The sequence below is a fragment of the Ruegeria sp. CH2 genome, assembly GCF_056537065.1.
On sequence record NZ_JBQFQV010000001.1, the window covers coordinates 206,160 to 228,415 of the forward strand.

Annotated in this window: 19 protein-coding genes; 8 read left to right on the plus strand and 11 right to left on the minus strand. The window is 57.1% G+C overall.

Annotated elements, in window-relative coordinates:
- Positions 1-4 precede the first annotated feature (4 nt).
- Positions 5-550: a L,D-transpeptidase gene (locus tag ACR0M9_RS00990; RefSeq protein ID WP_480772940.1), complete on the minus strand. Its 546-nt coding sequence runs from the start codon at positions 548-550 to the stop codon at positions 5-7.
- A gap of 239 nt (positions 551-789) precedes the next feature.
- A complete protein-coding gene (locus tag ACR0M9_RS00995) occupies positions 790-2,289 on the minus strand; it encodes a CoA-acylating methylmalonate-semialdehyde dehydrogenase (RefSeq protein ID WP_480772648.1) in 1,500 nt (499 codons plus the stop codon).
- A gap of 125 nt (positions 2,290-2,414) precedes the next feature.
- On the opposite strand from ACR0M9_RS00995, the gene ACR0M9_RS01000 reads away from it, so the two are divergent.
- From ACR0M9_RS01000 to coaD, 3 genes are all read left to right on the plus strand, one after another.
- Positions 2,415-3,296 carry a LysR family transcriptional regulator gene (locus ACR0M9_RS01000; RefSeq protein ID WP_480772941.1) on the plus strand — a complete coding sequence of 294 codons (882 nt, stop codon included), beginning with the start codon at positions 2,415-2,417 and terminating at the stop codon, positions 3,294-3,296.
- A 60-nt stretch (positions 3,297-3,356) separates the two neighbouring features.
- On the plus strand, positions 3,357-3,794 hold the full coding sequence (locus ACR0M9_RS01005) for a CBS domain-containing protein (protein ID WP_267363439.1): 438 nt from the start codon (positions 3,357-3,359) through the stop codon (positions 3,792-3,794).
- 85 nt (positions 3,795-3,879) lie between these two features.
- Positions 3,880-4,371, plus strand: coding sequence for a pantetheine-phosphate adenylyltransferase (coaD, locus tag ACR0M9_RS01010; protein ID WP_209596116.1), 492 nt, complete (start codon positions 3,880-3,882; stop codon positions 4,369-4,371).
- On the opposite strand, the gene gap (ACR0M9_RS01015) is transcribed toward coaD, so the two are convergent.
- Both gap (ACR0M9_RS01015) and gap (ACR0M9_RS01020) read right to left on the minus strand, forming a co-directional pair.
- Positions 4,363-5,367 carry a type I glyceraldehyde-3-phosphate dehydrogenase gene (gene gap / locus ACR0M9_RS01015; RefSeq protein WP_480772649.1) on the minus strand — a complete coding sequence of 335 codons (1,005 nt, stop codon included), beginning with the start codon at positions 5,365-5,367 and terminating at the stop codon, positions 4,363-4,365. The two genes, coaD and gap (ACR0M9_RS01015), sit on opposite strands and share 9 nt — an antisense overlap.
- 296 nt (positions 5,368-5,663) lie before the next feature.
- Positions 5,664-6,665 (minus strand): type I glyceraldehyde-3-phosphate dehydrogenase, encoded by a 1,002-nt coding sequence (gene gap / locus ACR0M9_RS01020; protein ID WP_267363431.1) that lies wholly within the window; start codon positions 6,663-6,665, stop codon positions 5,664-5,666.
- A 181-nt stretch (positions 6,666-6,846) separates the two neighbouring features.
- On the opposite strand from gap (ACR0M9_RS01020), the gene ACR0M9_RS01025 reads away from it, so the two are divergent.
- On the plus strand, positions 6,847-7,806 hold the full coding sequence (locus ACR0M9_RS01025; protein ID WP_480537784.1) for a DUF808 domain-containing protein: 960 nt from the start codon (positions 6,847-6,849) through the stop codon (positions 7,804-7,806).
- Positions 7,807-7,863: 57 nt separating this feature from the next.
- Here the strand turns inward: ACR0M9_RS01025 and tkt are convergent, their stop codons facing one another.
- Positions 7,864-9,888, minus strand: coding sequence for a transketolase (gene tkt, locus ACR0M9_RS01030; RefSeq protein WP_480772650.1), 2,025 nt, complete (start codon positions 9,886-9,888; stop codon positions 7,864-7,866).
- A gap of 236 nt (positions 9,889-10,124) precedes the next feature.
- On the opposite strand from tkt, the gene ACR0M9_RS01035 reads away from it, so the two are divergent.
- Genes ACR0M9_RS01035 through ACR0M9_RS01045 form a run of 3 tightly spaced genes read left to right on the plus strand, consistent with a single transcriptional unit; the run spans position 10,125 to position 11,607 of the window.
- Positions 10,125-10,868, plus strand: coding sequence for a hypothetical protein (locus ACR0M9_RS01035; protein WP_480481109.1), 744 nt, complete (start codon positions 10,125-10,127; stop codon positions 10,866-10,868).
- Complete coding sequence (locus tag ACR0M9_RS01040) at positions 10,868-11,263, plus strand: cell division protein ZapA (RefSeq protein ID WP_209504034.1); 396 nt, start codon at positions 10,868-10,870, stop codon at positions 11,261-11,263. Before ACR0M9_RS01035 ends, ACR0M9_RS01040 begins: the two co-directional genes overlap by 1 nt.
- On the plus strand, positions 11,260-11,607 hold the full coding sequence (locus tag ACR0M9_RS01045) for an MliC family protein (protein WP_480772651.1): 348 nt from the start codon (positions 11,260-11,262) through the stop codon (positions 11,605-11,607). The genes ACR0M9_RS01040 and ACR0M9_RS01045 overlap by 4 nt, the downstream gene beginning before the upstream one ends.
- 6 nt (positions 11,608-11,613) lie before the next feature.
- Here ACR0M9_RS01045 and grxD read toward each other — a convergent pair whose 3' ends face one another.
- The 6 genes from grxD to ACR0M9_RS01075 all read right to left on the minus strand — a co-directional run bounded on the left by grxD (position 11,614) and on the right by ACR0M9_RS01075 (position 18,625).
- Positions 11,614-11,976: a Grx4 family monothiol glutaredoxin gene (gene grxD, locus ACR0M9_RS01050; RefSeq protein WP_480481103.1), complete on the minus strand. Its 363-nt coding sequence runs from the start codon at positions 11,974-11,976 to the stop codon at positions 11,614-11,616.
- Complete coding sequence (locus ACR0M9_RS01055) at positions 11,963-12,253, minus strand: hypothetical protein (RefSeq protein WP_480558487.1); 291 nt, start codon at positions 12,251-12,253, stop codon at positions 11,963-11,965. The genes grxD and ACR0M9_RS01055 overlap by 14 nt, the downstream gene beginning before the upstream one ends.
- A gap of 235 nt (positions 12,254-12,488) precedes the next feature.
- Positions 12,489-12,725: a BolA/IbaG family iron-sulfur metabolism protein gene (locus ACR0M9_RS01060; protein WP_267363417.1), complete on the minus strand. Its 237-nt coding sequence runs from the start codon at positions 12,723-12,725 to the stop codon at positions 12,489-12,491.
- Positions 12,726-12,860: 135 nt separating this feature from the next.
- Complete coding sequence (gene purL / locus ACR0M9_RS01065; RefSeq protein WP_480772652.1) at positions 12,861-15,020, minus strand: phosphoribosylformylglycinamidine synthase subunit PurL; 2,160 nt, start codon at positions 15,018-15,020, stop codon at positions 12,861-12,863.
- A gap of 180 nt (positions 15,021-15,200) precedes the next feature.
- Positions 15,201-17,447 (minus strand): mechanosensitive ion channel family protein, encoded by a 2,247-nt coding sequence (locus ACR0M9_RS01070; protein WP_480545611.1) that lies wholly within the window; start codon positions 17,445-17,447, stop codon positions 15,201-15,203.
- A 269-nt stretch (positions 17,448-17,716) separates the two neighbouring features.
- A complete protein-coding gene (locus ACR0M9_RS01075; RefSeq protein WP_480481095.1) occupies positions 17,717-18,625 on the minus strand; it encodes a LysR family transcriptional regulator in 909 nt (302 codons plus the stop codon).
- A gap of 169 nt (positions 18,626-18,794) precedes the next feature.
- Here ACR0M9_RS01075 and ACR0M9_RS01080 point away from each other — a divergent pair, with 169 nt between their 5' ends.
- A complete protein-coding gene (locus tag ACR0M9_RS01080) occupies positions 18,795-22,214 on the plus strand; it encodes an indolepyruvate ferredoxin oxidoreductase family protein (RefSeq protein WP_480772653.1) in 3,420 nt (1,139 codons plus the stop codon).
- Positions 22,215-22,256 lie beyond the last annotated feature (42 nt).

Here is a 22,256-nt window from a genome sequence, read left to right on the forward strand (position 1 = left end):
TAGATTAGATCAAACGAACCTGTGTGCCGACCTTAACCAGCGGATACAGTTCTTCGACATGCTGGTTGTAAAGGCCGATACAGCCAGACGAACTCTGCCGGCCGATCTTGCGGGTGTCATGGGTGCCATGAACCAGGTAAGCGGGCCAGTCCAAATACATTGCACGGGTGCCCAGCGGGTTTCCGGGATCACCGCCATCGATCCGAATAGGCAGGCTGGGGTCACGCTCGCGCATCGAGGCGGTCGGTGTCCAGCTTGGAAATTCGGTCTTGCGTACAACTTTTGTGTAGCCGCGTTTTGTAAGCTCTTCGCTCATGGGCACAGAGCTGGGGTACAGCTTATAGGTGCCATCCGGCGCCCAATAGTGAACCGCGCGGCTGGTAATGTCGGCCAACAGGCAGCCAACGCCCAGCTCATCAAAGTGATCCTGCCAGTTTTGTTGCGCGAAGGATGATACATTGCGCCGTACCGGTAACTGTGTGCTGATCGCGTCTTCTGTCTCCGGAAACGCGTCCGTGCTTTGGGCCCGAACAAGGGCGGGGGTCGCCATCAGGGATGCAACGCCCAGCAGGGCGGAACGACGGGTTATTCGGGAGTGGGACAAGGGTGCCTCCGGTAAATTCACTGCTCAATGTGTATTTGGCGGCAAGATATTTCCATTGGTCGCAATTTTCCAGAGTGACGCACCTGAATTTCTTGTGAACGTGGGGAATTTGAACGCTGCTCGGCGGAAAAATGCAAAAACCCGGCCCTGAATAGGGCCGGGTTCCATAGTCATGCAGGCTGAAATCAGTCCATGGCTTTGAAGTTGAACTCGCCACCTTCCTTGATGCCCGACGGCCAGCGTGCGGTTACTGTTTTGGTGCGGGTGTAGAACTTGAAGCTGTCCGGGCCATGCTGGTTCAGATCGCCAAACATGGATTTTTTCCAACCACCAAAAGTGTGATAAGCCAGCGGAACGGGGATCGGAACGTTGATACCCACCATGCCGATATTGATCCGGCTGGCAAAATCGCGCGCAGTGTCACCGTCGCGGGTAAAGATCGCTGTGCCGTTTCCGTATTCGTGGTCCATCGCCAGACCGATCGCCTCTTCGTAGGAACCTGCACGGACAGTCGACAGAACCGGGCCAAAGATCTCCTGTTTGTAGATGTCCATGTCCGGAGTGACGTGGTCAAACAGGTGCGGGCCGACAAAGAAGCCGTCCTCATAACCTTGCAGGCTGAAATCACGGTTATCGACGACCAGCTTTGCGCCTTGCTCGACACCCGAATTGATCAGACCAAGGATACGCTCTTTCGCGGCGGCGGTTACTACAGGGCCCATGTCGACATCGTCACCAGCGGTGTAGGGGCCCACTTTCAGCTTTTCGACGCGCGGTATCAGCTTTTCGATCAGCTTGTCCGCGGTTTCTTCACCAACCGGAACCGCAACAGAGACTGCCATGCAGCGTTCGCCTGCTGCGCCAAACCCGGCACCGACCAGCGCGTCGGCGGCCTGATCCAGATCGGCGTCGGGCATGACGATCATGTGGTTCTTGGCACCACCAAAACACTGGGCGCGTTTGCCGTTTGCGGTGGCACGGCTGTAGATATACTGAGCGATCGGGGTAGATCCTACAAAGCTGACACCCTGAATGATCTCGCTGTCGAGGATCGTATCAACGGCCTCTTTGTCACCATTCACGACCTGGAACACACCCTTGGGCAGGCCGGCTTCGACAAACAGTTCGGCCAGCATCAGCGGAACCGAGGGGTCACGCTCGGACGGTTTCAGAACAACGGCGTTACCGCAGGCCAGTGCAGGACCGACATGCCACAGGGGCATCATCGCAGGGAAGTTAAAGGGCATGATCGAACCCACGACACCCAGCGGCTGGCGCATGGAATACATGTCGATGCCGGGGCCTGCGCTGTCGGTGAACTCGCCTTTCAGCATCTGAGGCGCACCGATGCAGTATTCGATCACTTCCAGACCACGCTGCAAGTCGCCTTTGGCATCGGGAATGGTCTTGCCGTGCTCGCGGCTTAGTGCCTCGGCCAGTTTGTCCATGTCGCGGTTCATCAGGCCGACCATTGCCATCATGACACGTGCACGTTTCTGAGGGTTGGTTGCGCCCCATTCGGGCTGGGCAGCGGCTGCGGCCTCAATCGCCGCCGTGGTTTCCGCAGCACTGGCCATCGGGCACTTGTATTGAACCTCGCCCGTTGCCGGGTTGTAGACGTTGTCGAAACGACCGGATGTACCGGCGACCATTTCGCCGTTCAGGAAATGGGTCAGATCTTGCATCAATAACTCCTCCGATAGATTTGTGCGCACAATAGGCTTGCAGAAATCCCGCGAACAGAGGCAATATCTCAAAAGAGTTTTGCAAAAATGCAAAGGTAAATGGTGTGACCCCAAACTGGGATGATATGCGGATCTTTCTGGCCGTGGCACGCGAGGAAAGTCTTTCTTCCGCAGGTCGTATCCTGAAAATCGATCCCGCTACGGTGGGGCGGCGTGTTGCGCGATTGGAGGCGACGCTGGATTCCACGTTGTTCACCAAGTCGCAGCAGGGCTATGTCCTGACACCGGCAGGTCAGCGCCTGTTGGAGCATGGGTTGCATGCGGAAGAGGCGATGCGGGCAGCCGCCGGAGCTGTGGCCGGATCCACGAAATCACTCAGCGGGCAAATCCGGATCGGCGCGCCAGATGGCAGCGCAAATTACCTGTTGCCCCAGGTCTGCGCCAGGATCAGCGATTCTAACCCGGAACTGGATATTCAGATTCTGGCTCTGCCGAGGGTGATCAACCTTTCAAGGCGCGAGGCCGATATGGCCGTGACCGTCAGCGCGCCAACCGCAGGGCAGCTTTTGGTCAAGAAAGTCAGTGATTACAAATTGCACATGGTCGCGACCGATGAATATCTGAAACGTCACGATCCAATCCACTCGGTCGCTGACCTCAAGGGGCACCGATTGATCGGTTACATTCCCGACATGATCTTTGACCGGGAACTGGATTACCTGAACGATATTGGGGTTGACCGTGTCGCGCTTGCATCGAACTCGGTCTCGGTGCAATTGCGGCAGGTCAGTTTGGGAACTGGCGTTTGCGTGGCGCATGACTTTACGTTGCCGTTCCATCCGGGGCTTCGGAAAATCCTGACGGATCAAGTGAGTCTGACGCGCAGTTTCTATCTGGTTCGGCATGAAGGAGATCAGCGCAACGAACGGTTGAACCGCTTTGCCGATGCCCTGACGCGCGGCATTCGCGAGGAAGTGCTTCGATTGGAAGCAGATGCCGGTGCTTGACAGGTCGCCACAATCGCGCAACGCTTTGGAATAAGTGTTATTATTCCGGAGGAATTCTTCATGTTGGTACAGGCTATCCTGACGTCCAAAGCGACAGACGGCGTTGTAACGGTGGCGCCAATGGCGACGGTTTCAGAAGCCTCGAAGATTCTTGCGGAAAAGCGGATCGGGACGGTTGTTGTTTCTGACGATGGCGGAGAAACCGCGATTGGAATTCTGTCTGAACGCGACATCGTCCGCGAGCTTGCCGCCAGCGGTAGTGGCTGTCTCGACCAGCCTGTAAAATCCTACATGACGCAGGACCTGATCACGACGACGCGTCAGGCCTCGGTTCAGGATATCATGGCCCGCATGACAGAAGGGCGCTTTCGCCATATGCCGGTTGTCGAAGACGGTAAACTGATCGGCATCGTCACACTTGGTGACGTGGTAAAGGCCCAGCTGGCCGAACTGGCGATGGAAAAAGATGCCCTGGAAGGCATGATAATGGGGCACTAACAGCAAGGGGTGCCAAAGCAATCACTTGCACCTGCAGCAAAGTTGTGTTTGCTTGCGCAGAAACTTTATTGCGCAGGAGGGCGTGATGCGGGTTGGTTTGTATCCGGGAACCTTTGACCCTATCACCATAGGGCACATCGATATCATTCGCCGGGCGGCTGCATTGGTGGATAAACTTGTCATTGGCGTCGCCATCAACCGGGACAAAGGCCCGTTGTTCTCGCTGGAAGAGCGCGTCGCGATGATCGAGGCCGAATGCGCCGAACTGACCGAACAAACCGGCACTGAAATTATCGCTCATCCCTTCGAAAATCTATTGATCGATTGCGCAAGGGATGTCGGTGCGCAGATCATCGTCCGCGGTTTGCGCGCTGTCGCGGATTTCGAGTATGAATTCCAGATGGTTGGTATGAACCGCGCACTGGACGACTCGATCGAGACTGTTTTTTTGATGGCCGAGGCACGCCATCAGGCGATTGCTTCAAAACTGGTGAAAGAAATTGCCCGTTTGAACGGAGACGTGTCGAAATTCGTCACGCCCCGTGTCAATGCGGCACTGCGTGAGCGGTTAGGCTAGGGCGCCCATCGCGGCGGCCGTATCCAGCATCCGGTTCGAAAAGCCCCATTCGTTGTCATACCAGGCCAACACGCGAACCAGCGTACCGTCGGTGACTTTGGTTTCTGCCAGTGACACCGTCGAGCTGTGCGAGTCGTGGTTGAAATCGACCGAGACCAGAGGACGGCTTTCCGCCGCCAGAACACCGGGAATCTTTGCTGCGGCATCAATGAACAGTTGATTGACCTCATCTTCGGTCGTTGGGCGCGAAACCTCGGCAACCAGATCAACGACTGAAACATTCGGGGTTGGTACCCGGATGGCCTGACCCGTCAATTTGCCCTTGAGTTGCGGCAGTACCAGCCCCACAGCGGCGGCTGCACCGGTTGTGGTAGGGATCATCGACAGGGCTGCGGCGCGCGACAGGTAGGGGTCTTTTCCAACCGTGTCATGCACAGGCTGGCTGGCGGTGTAAGCGTGAACGGTGGTCATGTTGCCATGTTTGATACCAAGACCTGCGTCCAGAGCAGCGGCAACGGGAGAAAGACAATTCGTGGTGCAGGATGCGTTCGAAACGACCAGATCTTCGGCCGTCAACTCGCTGTCGTTGACGCCAAAGACGATGGTTTTCACGCCACCGTCACCCCGCGCAGGGGCTGAGATCAGAACTTTCCGTGAACCGTTTTTGAAGTGACGTTCAGCCGCTTCGCGCGTGCGGAAAACACCGGTGCATTCCAGAACAACGTCGATGTCAGACCAGGGCAGGTCTTCGGGATTACGCTCACTGCTCAGGCGGATCGGGCCGCGCCCCACATCCAGACCGGCGTCTGTAAGCGTGACAGGGGTGGGATAACGGCCATGAACGCTGTCAAATTCGAACAGATGCGCGTTCATGTCGGGCTTGCCCAAGTCGTTGATCGCAACGATCTCAACGTCTGTACGCCCGCTTTCCATCACCGCGCGCAGAACCCCGCGCCCGATCCGTCCAAATCCGTTGATCGCTAGTTTCAGGGTCATGGTTCGCTCCGTACAATATCTCAGCTTTATGAGTTAGCGCTAACAATTACAGATCAAGCGAAATGTCAAGAAAAACCTCTCTCATCGCCAAAAAGCGAGCCAGTCCAGAAAGTCGTACAGCTTCTTACCGAGGAACAACATGTGCTCGGTTCCATACAAGGCTACGTCCAGCATTATGCCCCCAAGCAACAGGACGCCAAGCCAGATAGCGATTTGATTGTTCATGTCGGTTCCGAACGAAAATGCCCGCCCAGATAACCTGAGCGGGCACCAACGTACAAGCGAAGTCCGAAAGGTCAGTTAAGGCGACCCATGGCGACGGCTACGTCTGCCATGCGAACCGAGAAACCCCACTCGTTGTCATACCAGGCCAGCACGCGCACCATGCGATCATCGACGACGCGGGTCTGATCGGGTGCGAAGATCGAGCTTTCTTCGGTGTGGTTGAAATCGGTTGATACCAGCGGTGCGGGCTCATATCCCAGAACACGCTGCATCGGCCCTTTGGCTGCTTCTTCGACGATTGCGTTGATCTCGGCCACCGAAGTGTCACGCGACGCGCGGAAGGTCAGGTCAACCGCAGAAACGTTCGGGGTAGGGACCCGGATGGCGGACCCGTCCAGACGGCCTTTCAGGTTTGGCAGAACTTCACCCAAAGCTTTGGCAGCACCGGTTGAGGTCGGGATCATCGACATCGCGGCAGCGCGGGCGCGATAGAGGTCACTGTGACGACGGTCCAGCGTGGGCTGGTCTCCGGTATAGGCGTGAATGGTGGTCATGATACCGTGTTCAATGCCGACACCTTCGTCCAGCACCTTGGCAAGCGGGGCCAGGCAGTTTGTGGTGCAGGAGCCGTTCGACACCATGTTGTCGTTCGCGGTCAGGGTGTTGTGGTTCACACCAAAAACGATGGTCTTGTTCACGTTCTTACCGGGGGCGGACAGCAGCACCTTACCTGCACCGCGATCCAGATGTGTTTTGGCCTTGTTGCCGTCATTGAATTTACCGGTGCACTCCAGAACGACGTCACAGCCCTCCCAGTCTAGTTCATTCATATCGTAGGTCGAAAACATCTGCATCGGGCCACGGCCCAGATCCATTGTGTTGCCTTCGATCGAAACTTCGCGCGGGAAACGCCCGTGAACGCTGTCATATTTCAGCAGATGCGCAGAGGTTTCCAATGGGCCGGTTGCATTGACTTTGATCACTTCGATGTCGTTACGCCCCGACGCGGCGATGTGCGACAGGGTGCAGCGGCCAATACGGCCAAAACCATTGATACCGACCTTGATGGTCATGTGACGTCTCCTGATGCGCTTGCGTTGAGGGCCATATAGCGGCGAAATGGGAATCTCAAAAGGGCAAAAACGGCATATTTTTAAGGTGTTAGCGCAAACCTGCGACGGTTGCGCTAACGCTTGCGCTAGCCGTTGGATCAGGTAGGGTCCAGATGCGGCAGTGATTGGGAAAGGAAACGCAATGAGTGGTCTTTTGGCCTTGTTGGACGATGTGGCCGGGATCGCCAAGGTTGCGGCGACATCGGTGGACGATGTCGTGGCCGCGGCGGGCAAGGCAGGGGCCAAGACGGCCGGTGTGATCATCGACGACGCTGCGGTAACACCAAAATACGTTCAAGGCTTTGCCCCGGCGCGCGAATTGCCGATCATCTGGCGTATCGCGCGCGGTTCGGTTTTCAACAAAATCATACTCCTGTTGCCGGTAGCCTTGCTGCTGGCCAATTTCGCCCCGTGGCTGATCACCCCACTGTTGATGCTGGGTGGATCATATTTGTGTTTTGAAGGTGCCGAGAAGATTTTTCACGTTCTGTTTCCTCATGGAAGTCACGTCATAGAGGAAGACATGAAAAACCGGGATCCGGGCCATCTGGAAGAGCAGAAGGTCAAGGGCGCGATCAAAACTGATTTTATCCTCTCAGCCGAGATTATGACCATTGCACTGGCGGCGATCGAAGCGCCAAACCTTTGGATGCAGGCCGCAACTTTGGCCGTTGTGGGGATTGGCGTGACTGTGGCGGTTTATGGCTCGGTGGCGTTGATCGTGAAGATGGATGATGTTGGGCTTTATCTGGCGAGTAACGCTCCAACGCCTGTTGGTCGTGGCTTGGGTCGCGGTCTGGTCAAGGCAATGCCGGCTGTGATGAAAACCTTGTCGGTCGTCGGAACTGCGGCGATGCTTTGGGTCGGTGGCTCGATTGTCATCCACGGTCTGGAAGTGCTTGGTTTTGGTTGGCTGCAGCATCAGATCTATGACTGGGCCAAAGCGATTGCGTATTCAGCGCCCGAGGACTGGGCCGCTGCGGTGAAATGGCTGGCCAAAGCGACAATGGACGGAGTTCTGGGCCTAGCCTGGGGACTGGTTTTGATCCCAATGGCCACCAAGGTGATCATGCCTTTGTTCGGCAAGTCCAAAGCGCACTGAAAAGAAACGGAAAAGGGCGGCTGAAGCCGCCCTTTGGTTGATTGTTCTGGTATAAGCTTACAGCCCCAACAATTCCTTGACCTTGGCCACGGTTGCTTCGGCGGAGATGCTGAAATGCTTGTATAGCTCACCGGCAGGGGCCGAGGCACCAAAGCTCGACATGCCGATGAACCCGGCTTTGGCTTCGCGGCCACGTTCACCCAGCAACCAACGATCCCAGCCGCCAGCACGAACCGCGGCTTCGATACCAACGCGGACCGGACCTGCCGGAAGGACGCGCTTGCGGTAGGCTTCGTCCTGCTCTGCGAACAGCTCCATGCAGGGCATCGAAACAACACGCGTGCCGATACCTTCGGCCTCGAGCGTCGCTTTGGCTTCCATGGCCAGCGACACTTCGGAACCTGTTGCAATCAGGATCGCCTGACGCTTACCTTCTGCCTCGGCCAGAACGTAAGCACCCTGAGCGGTCAGGTTCTTGGTCTTGTGCTCGGTACGAACCGTTGGAACACCCTGACGGGTCAGCGACAGGACCGAGGGGCTTTCCTTGAAGGTCAGCGCCAGTTCCCATGCCTCGGCCGTTTCAATGGTGTCAGCGGGGCGGAACACAAAAGTGTTGGGGGTTGCACGCGAGATCGCCAGATGTTCAACCGGCTGGTGGGTCGGGCCATCTTCGCCCAGACCGATCGAGTCATGGGTCATCACAAAGACGCTGGGGATCTTCATCAGCGCGGCCAGACGCATGGACGGGCGGGCATAATCTGTGAAGGCCATGAACGTGCCGCCATAGGGACGGATACCACCATGCAGCGCCATACCGTTCATCGCGGCCGCCATGCCGTGTTCACGGATACCGTAATGGATGTAGCGACCCTTGCGGTTTTCCGGTAGGAATACACCCATATCGGCCGATTTGGTGTTGTTCGATCCGGTCAGGTCCGCCGAACCACCAACGGTTTCGGTCATGATCGGGTTCACAACGTTCAGGACCTTCTCCGACGACGAACGGGTGGCCAGTTTCGGCTGATCTTCGGACATCTGCTTTTTGAAGGCACGAATGGCGCCAGCCAGTCGCTTGGGGGCCTCGAACGCATAGGCGCGGGTGAACTCAGCCTGCTTACGCTCGGACAGTTGTGCGAAACGCGCTTCCCATTCCGCACGCTCGGCAGCGCCACGCGCACCGATAGCTTCCCATGCGGATTTGACATTGGCAGGCACGTCAAATGCGTCATGCGCCCAGCCATAGGCCTTCTTGGCAGCCTTCAGCTGATCCGGATCGGTCAGCGCACCGTGCCCCTTTGACGTGTCCTGAGCCGCGTGGCCCAAAGCGATGTGGGTTTTACACGCGATCATGGTCGGCTTGTTCGACTTCTTCGCCTGAACGATGGCCGCGTCGATGGCCTTGGGGTCATGACCGTCGATTTCGATCACATGCCAGCCCGACGCCGCAAAGCGACGAACCTGATCGGTGCGGTCCGCGATGTCGACGGTGCCGTCGATGGTGATGTTGTTGTTGTCCCAGAAAACGATCAGCTTGCTCAGCTCGTGACGGCCGGCCAGCGTGATTGCCTCCTGGCTTACGCCTTCCATAAGGCATCCGTCGCCCGCGATGACATAGGTATAGTGGTCAACAACCTTCTTGCCATAATGTGCACGCTGGATTTCTTCGGCTATCGCAAAGCCCACGGCGTTCGAGATACCCTGACCCAGCGGGCCGGTCGTGGTCTCAACGCCAGCGACCAGGAAGTTCTCGGGGTGGCCTGCGGTTTTTGCGCCCAACTGGCGGAAATTCTTGATCTCCTCCAGCGTCACATCTGCATATCCCGTAAGGTACAGCAGCGAATAGACCAGCATCGAACCATGGCCGGCGGACAGGATGAAGCGGTCGCGATCCGGCCAGTTCGGGGCCGAGGCGTCAAACTTCAGATGCTTTTCGAACAGGACGGTGGCGACATCAGCCATGCCCATGGGCATACCGGAATGTCCGGAGTTTGCAGCGGCGACGGCATCAAGGGTCAATGTGCGGATGGCCGCAGCTTTGTCCCAGTGTTCGGGGTTGGCATTGCGCAGCGCAGTCAGGTCCACGGGCGTTGTTCCTTTGGATAAAAAGCAGATTGCGGGCTCAATACCACTCAGCACTCAAAGTGCAAGCAGAACCGGGGTTTATCCGCCTGGATTGCTTGAAGTGCGCGGCCCAAGTGGTTGAAAGCAAACAGTGGGTATTTTCTGTCGCATTCCGTTAGACTGGCGGCAGGCGGGATTCGATTTTGATTCGGATCGCTTCGCAACAGAATGAACCTTGATAAAGAGGTGACAGGGGCATGAGCCAACTTGAGGAATTACAGCACCGCATTATTGCGGCGATGGACCGTATCGGAGCGGGCGTCGACGCATTGGGCGGTGCGACCGTAGATGCCCGGCCAGATGACGGCCTCCAGGCAGCGCTTGAAGATGAAAAAGTTGCGAACGCGCAGCTTCAGGAACGTCTGAGAACCCTGAAGGAACAGCACGAACAGGAAGTGGACGGGTTGCGTGCCGATCTTGAGGAGTTGCGAACCGCTCCGGCCGATACAGCCGAAACAGACGCTCTGCGATCCGAGCTGGAAGAAGCCCGTGCGAAAATCGCATCGGTCGAAGCCGCACGCGCTGAATTGGCCGAAGCCAAGGCCGCATTGGACAATAGCACCGAGCTGGAGGCGCTGAAGGCGGAAAACAGCCGGCTAAAGGAAGAACTGTCAGACACTGTCCGCGTCGACGACCTGAGCGCCGAGCTTGAGATGCTGCGCGCTGAACGGACCAGCCACGGCGCTGCAATGTCGCGGCTGGACGACGATCTGCAACGGATGCGCAAGGCAAACGAGCAGTTGCGCACTGCGATAGACGAATTGCGCGCCGCCGCTGCCGAAGGTGTCGCAGATGCCGAGCTGCTGAACCGGGCCACCGTCGCGGAACTGGAAGCAACGCGCGCGGCGCAGGCGTCAGACGCCGCCGAAGCGCAGGCCGTTCTTGCAAGGTTGGAACCTCTGCTCTCGCAGGCGAAACTTGTTGAAGGTGAGGTAGAGTAATGCCCGAAGTGACCATTCATATCGGCGGGCGCGGTTTTGACGTATCCTGCCGGGACGGGGAAGAGCCCTTTCTGCACGCTGCCGCCAAAGTGTTGGACGACGAGGCGCAGGTGCTGTCCGATCAGATCGGTCGTATGCCGGAATCCCGCATGTTGCTGATGGCCGGTTTGATGCTGGCCGACAAGACTGCGGCGACAGAGGACAAGGTCAAGTCGCTCGAAGGGAAACTGGCCGAAGCCGAAGCCGAGCTTCAGGCGCTGCGAAGCGCCCCGGCGCCCGAACCTGAGCGCATTGAAGTGGCTGTGGTTCCACCATCCGTTACAGATACGCTGGCCGAACTGGCCGCACGGGCCGAAGCGCTGGCCGCAGTAGTTGAGGAGAAAAAGGCACGATGAAGTTCCTGAGCAAATTCATCTGTGCGGTGGCGCTGATTGCGCCCGCGACAACAGCATTGGCTGAGATCGATATTCTGTCTGTCACCTTCACCTGCGAGAACGGAATACCGCTGCCTGTCACCTATTTCAACGCGCCGGACAGTACGGGTGCAGCGGCAACCTTGGTGGACAATTCTCTGGTTGTGATGCGTCAGGTCCAAAGCGGGTCTGGTATCCGCTACGAATCCATTGGTGATGGTGGAACCTACATCCTGCGCTCGAAAGGGTGGGACGCGTCCGTAAGCTATTTGGCGGCAGGCGCCGCCGTTGAGCAGGATATCTACCGGGGTTGTTCCAGCCGTTAGGCTGGATTACGCGTTTGCTTCGCGAATTTTGTCGGCTGCTTCCTTGTTGTAGCCGACGTTGTTTTCGTCGAACAACGCGTCCAGTTCGCCCGACAGAGTCATCTCGGTGATGATATCGCAGCCGCCAACAAACTCACCTTTGACGTAAAGCTGGGGCACAGTGGGCCAGTCGGAATAATCCTTGATCCCCTGACGCACCTCTTCATCGGCCAGAACGTTCACATCCGTGTATTCAACGCCCATGTAGTTCAACACGCCAGCCACGCGCGAGGAGAACCCGCATTGCGGCATTTCCTTGGTGCCTTTCATATACAGCACCACATCGTTGGCTTTGACGGTTTGGTCGATCTGGGTCTTAACGTCGGTCATCTTGTTTTTCCTTTTCATCCGCACCTGCGGGGATTGTTCCATCACTGGGCAAACTGGGTGCCCATCCTTCCGTTTCAAGCCGCCGGTGTTCGGCCTGCGCCATTTCCACCGGATCAAGCCCGTACCTCTCAAGGCCGCCCACTTTGCTGAGTTCACCCGGATCTGGACGCATGTCGGCGAGGTTGCGTTTTCTGTTCCGCTTCACATAGGCTTCGATCAGCGCGGCGGCAACTATCAAAGCTGCGATTGCTGATATCCAAACCTGCCATGAACTCATTTTTTGGGAACCATCGCTTTGGCGTAGGCCTGTGGGTCTCTGGTGACCCGAGACACGGTTACATGACCACCGCCGCCTCCCAACACGGTTCCGTGGTCTATCAATTGGTCTCCGTGACCAGGTTTCACACCCCGAATTTTGTCGGAGCGCCTATTTTTCATTGCCGATCTGATAATAAAGGCGCTGCCGGCAAAGGCAATCAGTCCACAAATGCCGTATATCCAGACGGTTGCACTCACTCAGGTACTTTCGTCGTCAGCGCCAGCGCGTGCAGCTCACCATCTGGGCCATCCATCTTGCCTTTCAGCGCGGCATAAACCGCGCGTTGTTGCTGCACCCGGTTTTTGCCGCGAAAGCTCTCGTCCACCACCATGGCGGACATATGAACACCGTCGTTGCCGCCGACCTGAATATCCGCGTCAGGAAAAGCTTCTCGCAGCAGGTGTTCGATTTGATGGGCGCTCATCGGCATGTAGGTAACTCCTGAAGGTCTTTCCAAAGATGTAGAGCGCCTGAACCGGGCGCGCAAGGGCACATGAATGTGCCAAAACGACGAAACCTGCGCTTATTCAGGGCGCAGGTTTCAAGCGAGATTTTTGTAGCCTGATCAGGCGACGGCGTCGGCAAAACTGTTGCGGAAAATGGCCGTCAAGTCTTCTAACGAGGCCTCCGAGCCGCCGATCCTGATCGTATCGCCGGTGAAACGGCCAACCGAGACCAGCGGCACACCTGCCTGACCCGCCGCGATCATCAACGCCTCGGCCTGATCAAAGTTGCACGCGACCAGATACCGTGCCTGATCTTCCCCGAACAGAAATTCCGTCGGTGCATCATCCAGGCACACGCCAACCCCGGCTGCCTCGGCAAGTTCGAAGGCCGCCAGCGCAAGGCCGCCATCACTCAGGTCTGTGCAGGCCTTGATCATTCCACGATTGGCGCGAATGAAATCACCATTGCGTTTTTCAGCGTCCAGATTCACATGTGGTGCGTCGCCATCTTCTCGGTTGAAGACTTCGGCCAGAAGGGCTGACTGACCCAGATGGCCTTTGGTTTCACCGATCACCAAAGCCACGTGACCCTCGCGCACTTCGTTGCCGATGATTTCATCGCTGTGGTTCAGCAGCCCGACAGCGCCGATTGTGGGGGTGGGCAGGATCGCCTGGCCGTCGGTTTCATTATACAGCGACACGTTGCCGGACACGATCGGCATATCCAGCGCGCCGACTGCGGCGCCGATTCCCTGAATGGCGCCAACAAACTGGCCCATGATTTCGGGCTTTTCCGGGTTGCCGAAGTTCAGGTTGTCGGTGGTAGCCAACGGTTTCGCCCCAACAGCCGTCAGGTTGCGGTAGGCTTCGGCCACCGCCTGTTTGCCGCCTTCAACCGGGTTGGCGCGGACGTAGCGCGGGGTCACGTCAGAGGTAAACGCCAGCACCTTGTCGGTGCCGTGGACGCGCACCATACCCGCGCCCAGGCCCGGTGTCCGGTTTGTATCCGCCATCACCATCGTGTCGTATTGCTCATAAACCCACTGCTTGCCCGCGTAGTTGGGCGACGAAAGTAAGGCGCGCAGGCCGTCAATCGGGTCGATCTGAGGCACTTCGGCCAGTTCCTCGGCTTCGGGCGTCGGCACCCAAGGGCGATCATATTCGGGCGCGGTCGAAGACAGTTTGGACAGGACGAGATCGGCCTTGACCTCACCGTTGTGCATGATCAGGAAGCGGTCTTCGGCAATGGTTTCGCCAACGATTGCGAAATCGAGATCCCATTTTTCGAACACGGCGCGGGCTTCGGCCTCAAGTTCGGGTTTGAGAACCATCAGCATGCGTTCCTGAGATTCGGACAGCATCATTTCATAAGCTGTCATGTTCTCTTCGCGCTGGGGGACGTTTTCCAGATCCAGACGCACGCCCAGACCGCCCTTATCGCCCATCTCAACGGCGGAACAGGTCAGGCCCGCAGCACCCATGTCTTGAATCGAGATCACGGCACCGGTCTGCATCAGCTCAAGCGTTGCTTCCATCAGGCGTTTCTCGGTGAAGGGATCACCCACCTGAACAGTAGGGCGTTTTTCCTCGATGGTGTCGTCAAACTCGGCCGAGGCCATCGTCGCGCCGCCGACACCGTCGCGTCCGGTCTTGGCACCCAGATAAACCACAGGCATGCCCACGCCCGACGCGGCAGAGTAGAAAATCTTGTCACTGTCGGCCAAACCGGCGGCAAAGGCGTTCACAAGGCAGTTGCCGTTGTAAGCCGGGTGAAAGCGCACCTCGCCCCCAACGCAGGGAACACCGAAACAGTTGCCATAGCCGCCAACACCTTCGACCACGCCGTTGACCAGCTGGCGGGTTTTGTGGTGGCCGGGTTCTCCGAAGGACAGCGCGTTCATCGAAGCGATCGGGCGCGCACCCATGGTGAACACGTCCCGAAGGATGCCGCCGACACCCGTTGCCGCGCCTTGATAGGGCTCGATGTAAGACGGGTGATTGTGACTTTCCATCTTGAAAACAACGGCCTGACCGTCGCCGATATCCACGACACCGGCATTCTCGCCCGGTCCGCAAATGACCTGAGGTCCCGAGGTCGGAAGAGTGCGCAACCACTTCTTCGACGACTTGTAAGAACAATGTTCGTTCCACATAGCCGAGAAAATGCCAAGCTCGGTAAAGGTCGGTTCACGCCCGATGATCTCGAGGATCATGTCGTATTCCTCGGGCTTGAGCCCATGTGCGGCAATCAGATCGGGTGTGATGGCGGGCTCTTGCATCTTCTGTCCTGTGTCCAAGTGGGCCGAGATTGCGCGCCTTGTAGGGCAAGCACGCGCGTGTGGAAAGGGTCAAGTCGGCGCAGGTCGCGTCTTTCAAAGAAAAACGGAACCGGCATCACGGCCGGTTCCGAAAAACCGCACAGCAGTCCTGCTGCAAATCGCCGACGTAAACCCCGAAGGTTACGCCGATCCCTGGTCTTTGTTGACCTCGGCAGCAGCTGCGGCGCCAACAGCAGTCTTCTGCTCGGGCGTCAGATGCTCGACCTCTTCCAGTCCGGGAATTGCAACGCGCACCTCGCGGCGGGCAAAGTCGATGCCGTTGGCCTTGAACTCGGCCTTGACCTTGTTGAAGATTTCCTTGCGCAAGGTGAACTGCTTGCCGGGCTTTGCCATGAATTTACCGCGAATGATCATGCCCACATCGTCGAAGTCGAACACACCCTGAGACTTGAAGGGTTGCAGGAAGCCTTCTTTGTGGGTTTCGTCCTCCATCATCTCGGCCCCGATCTTCTTGAAGATTTTCTTGACCTTGTTGGGATCGGTATCGAAGGGCACGGTGAACTTCAGCTTCATAATCACCCAGTCACGGCTGTAATTCGTCAGCTTCTGGATTTCACCATAAGGGATTGTGTGCACAGGCCCCCTGTGATGACGCAGTTGCATTGAACGGATCGAGATTTTTTCGACCGTTCCGGTGGTTCCGCCCACATCGACATATTCGCCGACGCGGAAGGCATCATCGACCAGAAAGAAAACACCACCGACGATATCCGCCACCAGTTTCTGAGCACCAAAGCCGATGGCCAGACCCAGAACACCGGCACCGGCCAGAAGCGGTGTGATGTTGATACCCAGCGCACCCAAGGCCAGCAGGCCAAAGATTACCGAAATTGTGACTTGGGCCGTAATCCGCATCAGCGGCAGAACCGTCGCCAGACGAGAGCCCCCGGCACCGCCGCCTTCACCGCTTGCTTCCTCGTCGACTGCTTCAGCTGCGGTCTGTTCCTTGGCCAGCCTGCGGTTGATCCATAGTGAAACAACCTCGTTCAGGATGTAGCCGACCGCAATGATCAGAAGGAATTCAATGACAGCGCCGCCAACTTCGGCACTGACACCGGCCGAGGCGACATTGCGCAGGTCAAGATGCCACGTGCGGGCGATCATGAAAACCACGACCAAACCCGCAATAACCCGCCCAATCCGGATATAGCTGCGCTTGGCCGCGCGATGAGCGCGTTCGGCCAGCGGGCCTTCTCCTGACATTGGCGGCTGCAAGTGGCGCACCAGCCCGCGGATCAAAGTGTCGAGGGCAGGGGCAATCAGCAACCAGAACATGGTTGTGAAATGCGCACCACCTCCAAGCAATCTGAGCGTCGACGGATCGCGTTGCGCGACCAGGAATTCGACCAGCAGCCAGATTGTCACCGAAACGCCAATGGCGAAGTAGGGATAATAATGCGCAACTTCTTCATCGAATTTCGTGTGATCCGGATCTGTTCCCAGCATCATCTGAGACAACCCTTCGCGCGCGGTCCATGCGATGATAGCGATATAGACATGGGTTGCCGCGTTCAGCCAGAAGCCGATGCGTGTATCGTCACCTGTCACGCCATTAAGAGCGTTAAAGCGCACAACAAACAGTGTGAACCCAATCAGGATCAACAGCCCGATCAGATTGCGATGCAGATATTTTGCCCAATGGTCGTCAATACTCACCAACCGATATTTGGGCTTCTCCGGTGCCAGAACAAAACGTGAGGCCGCAGCCCCCAGGCGTGGAATCCAGATCAGATAGAAAACAAACGGAGCGGCATAAGTGATCTGTTCGGGTGTCAGAAGCCCGCGACCAATCGCGCGAATGACAACATAGAACACGATCAGCCCGGCAATTTCGCGGCAGAACCTTCGGAACAGGTAACTGATGGCGCCCCTGAGATCGGCCTCATCCCCAACTTCGGTCGCTTCATGCCAGCGACGGGTCAGGAAAATGAACAGTTTCTCGGCTATGAAACCCGCAATCAACACAGAAAGAATAAGCCCAAACAGGGTAAGGACGCCGGACGTTCCAAACGTGTCGCTGAAATTGCCAAACGCAGTTATCTGTGCCGTGACAATATTGGGAAGCGTGGTCAGAACATGTGTCCAGGACGAGACCATCTCGGCCCATATCTCACTGATTTCGGTCAGCGGGTCTTCCACGTTCGCCTTCTCGGCAGCCTGCTTTTCGGCGACCGCATCAAGGCGCTCTAACAGAATGGCGCGCACCTGGTCATCTGACATGCGGGCAACCAGACCATCGACCTGCTCAGGTGTTAGATCGTCCGGAATGGTCACTGAAGAAGTTGAGCCGGTATCTTGCGCATAAAGCGGAACCGCCAAAAATAGAGTGCAGACAATCGCCAACATAAGGCGGAATGGGTGGAACATGATTCTCCCTCGAACACGAAATTATCTCGTTTTTTTGGGATCATATGCCTATGCGTGTATTTTTCCCAGAGCTTTCGCTGACTTGATGCAACGCCTAGAGCAAAAAAAAGGCCGAGCAATAAGCTCGGCCGTAGTCCAACAGGGAGGTATGAAGATGATGAGCGTTTCAGCATCACCGCCTTCGAGTGCTCATTTAGGGGTCAGATTGTAAACGTTCAAGGAATTTAACCCTGAAATGTCCTCATGCCCGCTATGCCATTTATGCATAGCTAAAGTTTTCCCATCTTTTTCAGTTGTTTGCGCTGTGCGATGATCTCGTCCTGCACAAAGTCGCGGAACGCCCCGACACGTTTGGAGTGTCGGAGTTCTTCGGGATAAGCCAGATAGACCGGCACGTCAGCGGTTTCGACATCCGACAGAACTGGCACAAGATGCGGGAAATCCTGTGTGACGTAATCTGGCAGAACCCCAATGCCGAGATTGTGCAACACTCCCTGAAGGACGCCGAAGTAGTTGTTTACCGTCAACAGGGATGCGGGATTGTAGGTCATAAGGTGGCGAACCATGGCCGCGCTGGCGCCCACCTGGGGTGCCGCGGGTGTTTGACAGATCAGCCGGTGATTTTGGATATCCTCCAGAGATTTCAGCATTCCACCATGGGCTTCGATGTAGTTGTGCGTCGCGTAAAGCGCCATCTGAACCGTCATCAGGCGTTTTCGCACAAGATCTGCCTGGCTGGGTTCCTTCATGCGAATGGCGACATCCGCTTCTCGCATGGGAAGGTCCAGAACTCGTTCTTCCAGCATCAGGTCGATGTTCAGATCAGGATATTGTTCATAAAGCTTGGGCAGGCGAGGGGCGAGCCACAGTGTGCCGAACCCAAAGGTCGTCGTGACCCGAAGAACGCCAAAGACCTCTTCTTCACTGTCGCGAATGCGTGCGGCAGCTGCGTCCAGCCGTTTTGACATGGCGGATGTGGCGTCGAACAACAATTCACCCTGTTCGGTGAGAATCAGCCCCCGGGCGTGACGGTGAAAAAGGGTGGCATCCAACGACTCTTCCAGCGCACGGATCTGTCTGCTCACGGCGGATTGAGACAAATTGAGCTTGTCCCCGGCATGTGTGAGGCTGCCCGCATCGGCCACCGCGTGAAATATTCTAAGCTTGTCCCAATCCATCGCCGCAACTTTCGTTATCTTTTCGAACGCCTATATGAAACAGGTAACAAGTTCTACAATCAAAGGCCGAAATCGTTACAGTTCAGTGCATAAAACCTATACAGGTCAGAAATTATGACCTAAAATGCGCTGAGTACATGCACACTGATCTGGCGAGGGGAGACGTCTGATGAGTCAGCCACAGATTACGTTAAACGACCGGTTCGATCTTGAGAAAAGCCCCGTTCTTCTGAACGGAACACAGGCACTTGTCCGGTTGATGCTGATGCAAAAGGCCAGAGACCGGCAGGCGGGACTGAACACTGCGGGGCTGGTGACTGGATATCGTGGCTCGCCACTTGGCGCTGTTGATCAGCAGATGATGCGGGCGCAAAGGCAGTTGTCCCAAAGCGATGTTACGTTTCAATTCGGATTGAACGAAGATCTGGCGGCAACGGCGCTGTGGGGCAGCCAACAGGCCGGCTTGCGCGGCGACGGCAAGTTCGATGGGGTTTTTGGGCTTTGGTACGGCAAGGGGCCGGGCGTAGACCGGTCCGGTGATGTCATGCGCCACGCGAATATGGCCGGAACCGCCAAGCATGGCGGTGTGCTTATGGCGATGGGTGATGACCATACCGGCGAAAGCTCGACCGTGTTGCATCAGTCCGAATGGTCACTGGTAGATATGTATATGCCTGTCGTCAGCCCGGCGGGTGTGCAGGAAATCCTCGACTACGGAATATACGGCTTTGCGCTCAGCCGTTTTGCTGGGGTTTGGGTTGGGCTAAAGACCATGAAGGACACAATCGAGGTTACCTCGGTTGTGGATGGTCGCCCCGACCGAATGCAGGTCGTCGTACCTGATTTCGATATGCCGGAAGGCGGTTTGAATATCCGCCTGGGGGACACGCCGCACCTGCAGGAAACGCGCGTCATCGATTACAAAAGGTTTGCAGCCGAGACGTTTTCGCATGCCAACAAGCTGGACAGGCGGATATGGGGCAAACCGGGTGCAAAGATCGGGTTTGTTGCGGCGGGCAAGAACTGGCTGGACCTGACCCATGCGCTGTCGCTTTTGAATATCAATGAATCCGAAGCCGAACGGCTGGGGATCACCACCTACAAGGTGGGGCAGACCTTCCCGCTGGACATGGTCGGGTTCCACGACTGGGCCGAAGGGCTGGACCTGATCGTGATCGTCGAGGAAAAGCGCAAGCTGATCGAAGTTCAGGTCAAAGAGGCTATCTTTGACGACCGTCGCGGCCGCCGGGTTTATGGGTGGTACAAGGGCGGTGCCGGTACGTTGCACCGCGACGAACTGTTTCCGACCCGTGGCGCGCTCGACCCGATCATGATTGCTGAAAAGCTGGGTGAAATCCTGATCGAAGAAGGGCGTGAAACCGATGGTATTCGGGCCGGGCTGGCCTCTTTGTCCGAGGCGCGCCGGGCCGACAACGCACAGGAAATCGCAACAAGGCTTCCGTATTTCTGCTCGGGCTGTCCGCACAACAGTTCGACCAAAGTCCCGGATGGCAGCCGTGCCTATGCAGGGATCGGTTGTCATTACATGGTTCAGTGGATGGACCGGAATACCACCGGCTTTACCCAGATGGGCGGTGAAGGCGCGAACTGGATCGGTGAGGCCCCGTTTTCGACCACCAAACACGTGTTCCAGAACCTTGGCGATGGCACCTATAACCACTCGGGCGTTCAGGCGATCCGTGCGGCGTTGTCTGCGGGCACGAACATCACCTTTAAGATCCTGTTTAACGATGCCGTCGCCATGACGGGCGGGCAGGAGAATGAAGGCGATCTGACTGCAGAACGGATCGTTGCCGAAGTCAAAGCCATGGGTGTCCGTGAGGTTGCTCTGGTCTATGACGAAAAAGAAGACGTGAACTTCAAGGCTCTGCCGTCGAGTGTTCAGACGTTCGAGCGTGCGGAACTGATGCAGGTACAGGAGAAATTTCGCGAGATCGAGGGCGTCTCGGTCATCGTTTATGTTCAGACCTGTGCGGCCGAAAAACGCCGTCGCCGCAAACGCGGCACGTTCCCGGACCCGGACAAGCGCGTATTTATCAATACCGATGTCTGCGAAGGCTGCGGCGATTGCGGGGTGCAGTCGAACTGTGTGTCGATTGTGCCCAAGGAAACAGAACTCGGACGCAAGCGCGCCATCGATCAGTCAAGCTGCAACAAGGATTATTCCTGCCTGAACGGCTTTTGCCCATCCTTTGTCACGCTTGAGGGGGCGAAAATCCGCAAAGAGGCAACGACCGAAATCGACTTGCCGGACCTGCCGATGCCGGTGTTGCCCAAGATCAGCGGCACCCATAACGTGGTGATCACGGGTGTCGGGGGAACCGGTGTTGTCACGCTGGGCGCGATTCTTGCGCAGGCTGCCCAGATTGACGGCAAAGGCGCGGGCATGATGGAAATGGCGGGCTTGGCGCAGAAGGGCGGCGCGGTTCACATCCATTGCCGTCTGGCCAACGCACCCGAAGACATCAGCGCCATCCGTGTCGCAACCGGCGAAGCCCATGCGCTGATCGGCGGTGATCTGGTGGTGTCCGCTGGAGCCAAAACTTTGGGCCTGACGCGCACAGGCCGTACAGGCGCCGTTGTGAACAGCCATGAGACGGTAACAGGCGACTTTACGCGCAATACCGAGTTCCGCATTCCTGCCGATCAGCTGGAACTGGCCCTCCAGGCACGGTTAAAAGAAGGTGTCTCGCTGTTTGACGCGACCGAGTTGGCACGCGCCGTGATGGGCGACTCGATCTATTCCAACATGATGATCTTTGGCGCGGCGTGGCAGCGGGGGTTGTTGCCCGTCAGCCATCAGGCGATCTTTGATGCCATCGAATTGAACGGAACTACGATTGAACGGAACAAGCGTGCGTTCGATATCGGGCGTTGGGCGGTTCTGCATCCCGCTGAAGTGCAGTCCATTCTGTCCCCGACCGTGACCGAGATGCCCAGATCGCTGGATCAGAAGATCGAATTCCGCGCAAGCCATCTGACCGATTACCAAAGTGCGCGGCTGGCCAAACGGTATCGCAAGCTGGTCGACAGTGTTGAGGATGCGGATATCCGCGAGGCGGTGGCAAAAGGCTATCACAAGCTTTTGTCCTACAAGGATGAATACGAAGTCGCGCGCCTTCTTCTGACAAGCCGTGACAAAGCGGCTGCCGAGTTCGATGGTGATTTCAAGATGACGTTCCATCTGGCCCCGCCCTTTTTGGGGGAATCGGGCAGCAACGGCAGACCCCGCAAACGTGCGTTTGGCGAAGCCATCCTTGGCCCACTGAAGCTTTTGACCCGGTTGAAGGCACTGCGCGGTACGCCACTGGATATCTTCGGCTATTCGTCGGAACGCAGGATGGAACGTGCGTTGATCCGTCAATATGAAAAGGACATGCGCGAGGTTCTGCCGCTTGTATCGCAGACAACACGCGATGCGATTGCCGCCCTGGCTCGATTGCCGCTGGATATCCGTGGGTTTGGCCCCGTATTGCGCGAGAACGAGGCCAAAGCAGCCAAACGGCGCGAGGAGTTGCTGGCCGTCATTCGCGGCGGAGGGACAGGGTTGCAGGCTGCGGCGGAATAAAACGTCACAAGCGTGTCACGATAGCTAGGCAAAATTGTTACT

Coding starts and splice junctions, on each gene's coding strand:
- ACR0M9_RS00990 (WP_480772940.1), bottom strand. CDS start 550: ATGGCGACCCCCGCCCTTGTTCGGGCCCAAAGCACGGACGCGTTTCCG.
- ACR0M9_RS00995 (WP_480772648.1), bottom strand. CDS start 2,289: ATGCAAGATCTGACCCATTTCCTGAACGGCGAAATGGTCGCCGGTACA.
- ACR0M9_RS01000 (WP_480772941.1), top strand. CDS start 2,415: ATGCGGATCTTTCTGGCCGTGGCACGCGAGGAAAGTCTTTCTTCCGCA.
- ACR0M9_RS01005 (WP_267363439.1), top strand. CDS start 3,357: ATGTTGGTACAGGCTATCCTGACGTCCAAAGCGACAGACGGCGTTGTA.
- coaD (WP_209596116.1), top strand. CDS start 3,880: ATGCGGGTTGGTTTGTATCCGGGAACCTTTGACCCTATCACCATAGGG.
- gap (WP_480772649.1), bottom strand. CDS start 5,367: ATGACCCTGAAACTAGCGATCAACGGATTTGGACGGATCGGGCGCGGG.
- gap (WP_267363431.1), bottom strand. CDS start 6,665: ATGACCATCAAGGTCGGTATCAATGGTTTTGGCCGTATTGGCCGCTGC.
- ACR0M9_RS01025 (WP_480537784.1), top strand. CDS start 6,847: ATGAGTGGTCTTTTGGCCTTGTTGGACGATGTGGCCGGGATCGCCAAG.
- ACR0M9_RS01035 (WP_480481109.1), top strand. CDS start 10,125: ATGAGCCAACTTGAGGAATTACAGCACCGCATTATTGCGGCGATGGAC.
- ACR0M9_RS01040 (WP_209504034.1), top strand. CDS start 10,868: ATGCCCGAAGTGACCATTCATATCGGCGGGCGCGGTTTTGACGTATCC.
- ACR0M9_RS01045 (WP_480772651.1), top strand. CDS start 11,260: ATGAAGTTCCTGAGCAAATTCATCTGTGCGGTGGCGCTGATTGCGCCC.
- grxD (WP_480481103.1), bottom strand. CDS start 11,976: ATGACCGACGTTAAGACCCAGATCGACCAAACCGTCAAAGCCAACGAT.
- ACR0M9_RS01055 (WP_480558487.1), bottom strand. CDS start 12,253: ATGAGTTCATGGCAGGTTTGGATATCAGCAATCGCAGCTTTGATAGTT.
- ACR0M9_RS01060 (WP_267363417.1), bottom strand. CDS start 12,725: ATGCCGATGAGCGCCCATCAAATCGAACACCTGCTGCGAGAAGCTTTT.
- purL (WP_480772652.1), bottom strand. CDS start 15,020: ATGCAAGAGCCCGCCATCACACCCGATCTGATTGCCGCACATGGGCTC.
- ACR0M9_RS01070 (WP_480545611.1), bottom strand. CDS start 17,447: ATGTTCCACCCATTCCGCCTTATGTTGGCGATTGTCTGCACTCTATTT.
- ACR0M9_RS01075 (WP_480481095.1), bottom strand. CDS start 18,625: ATGGATTGGGACAAGCTTAGAATATTTCACGCGGTGGCCGATGCGGGC.
- ACR0M9_RS01080 (WP_480772653.1), top strand. CDS start 18,795: ATGAGTCAGCCACAGATTACGTTAAACGACCGGTTCGATCTTGAGAAA.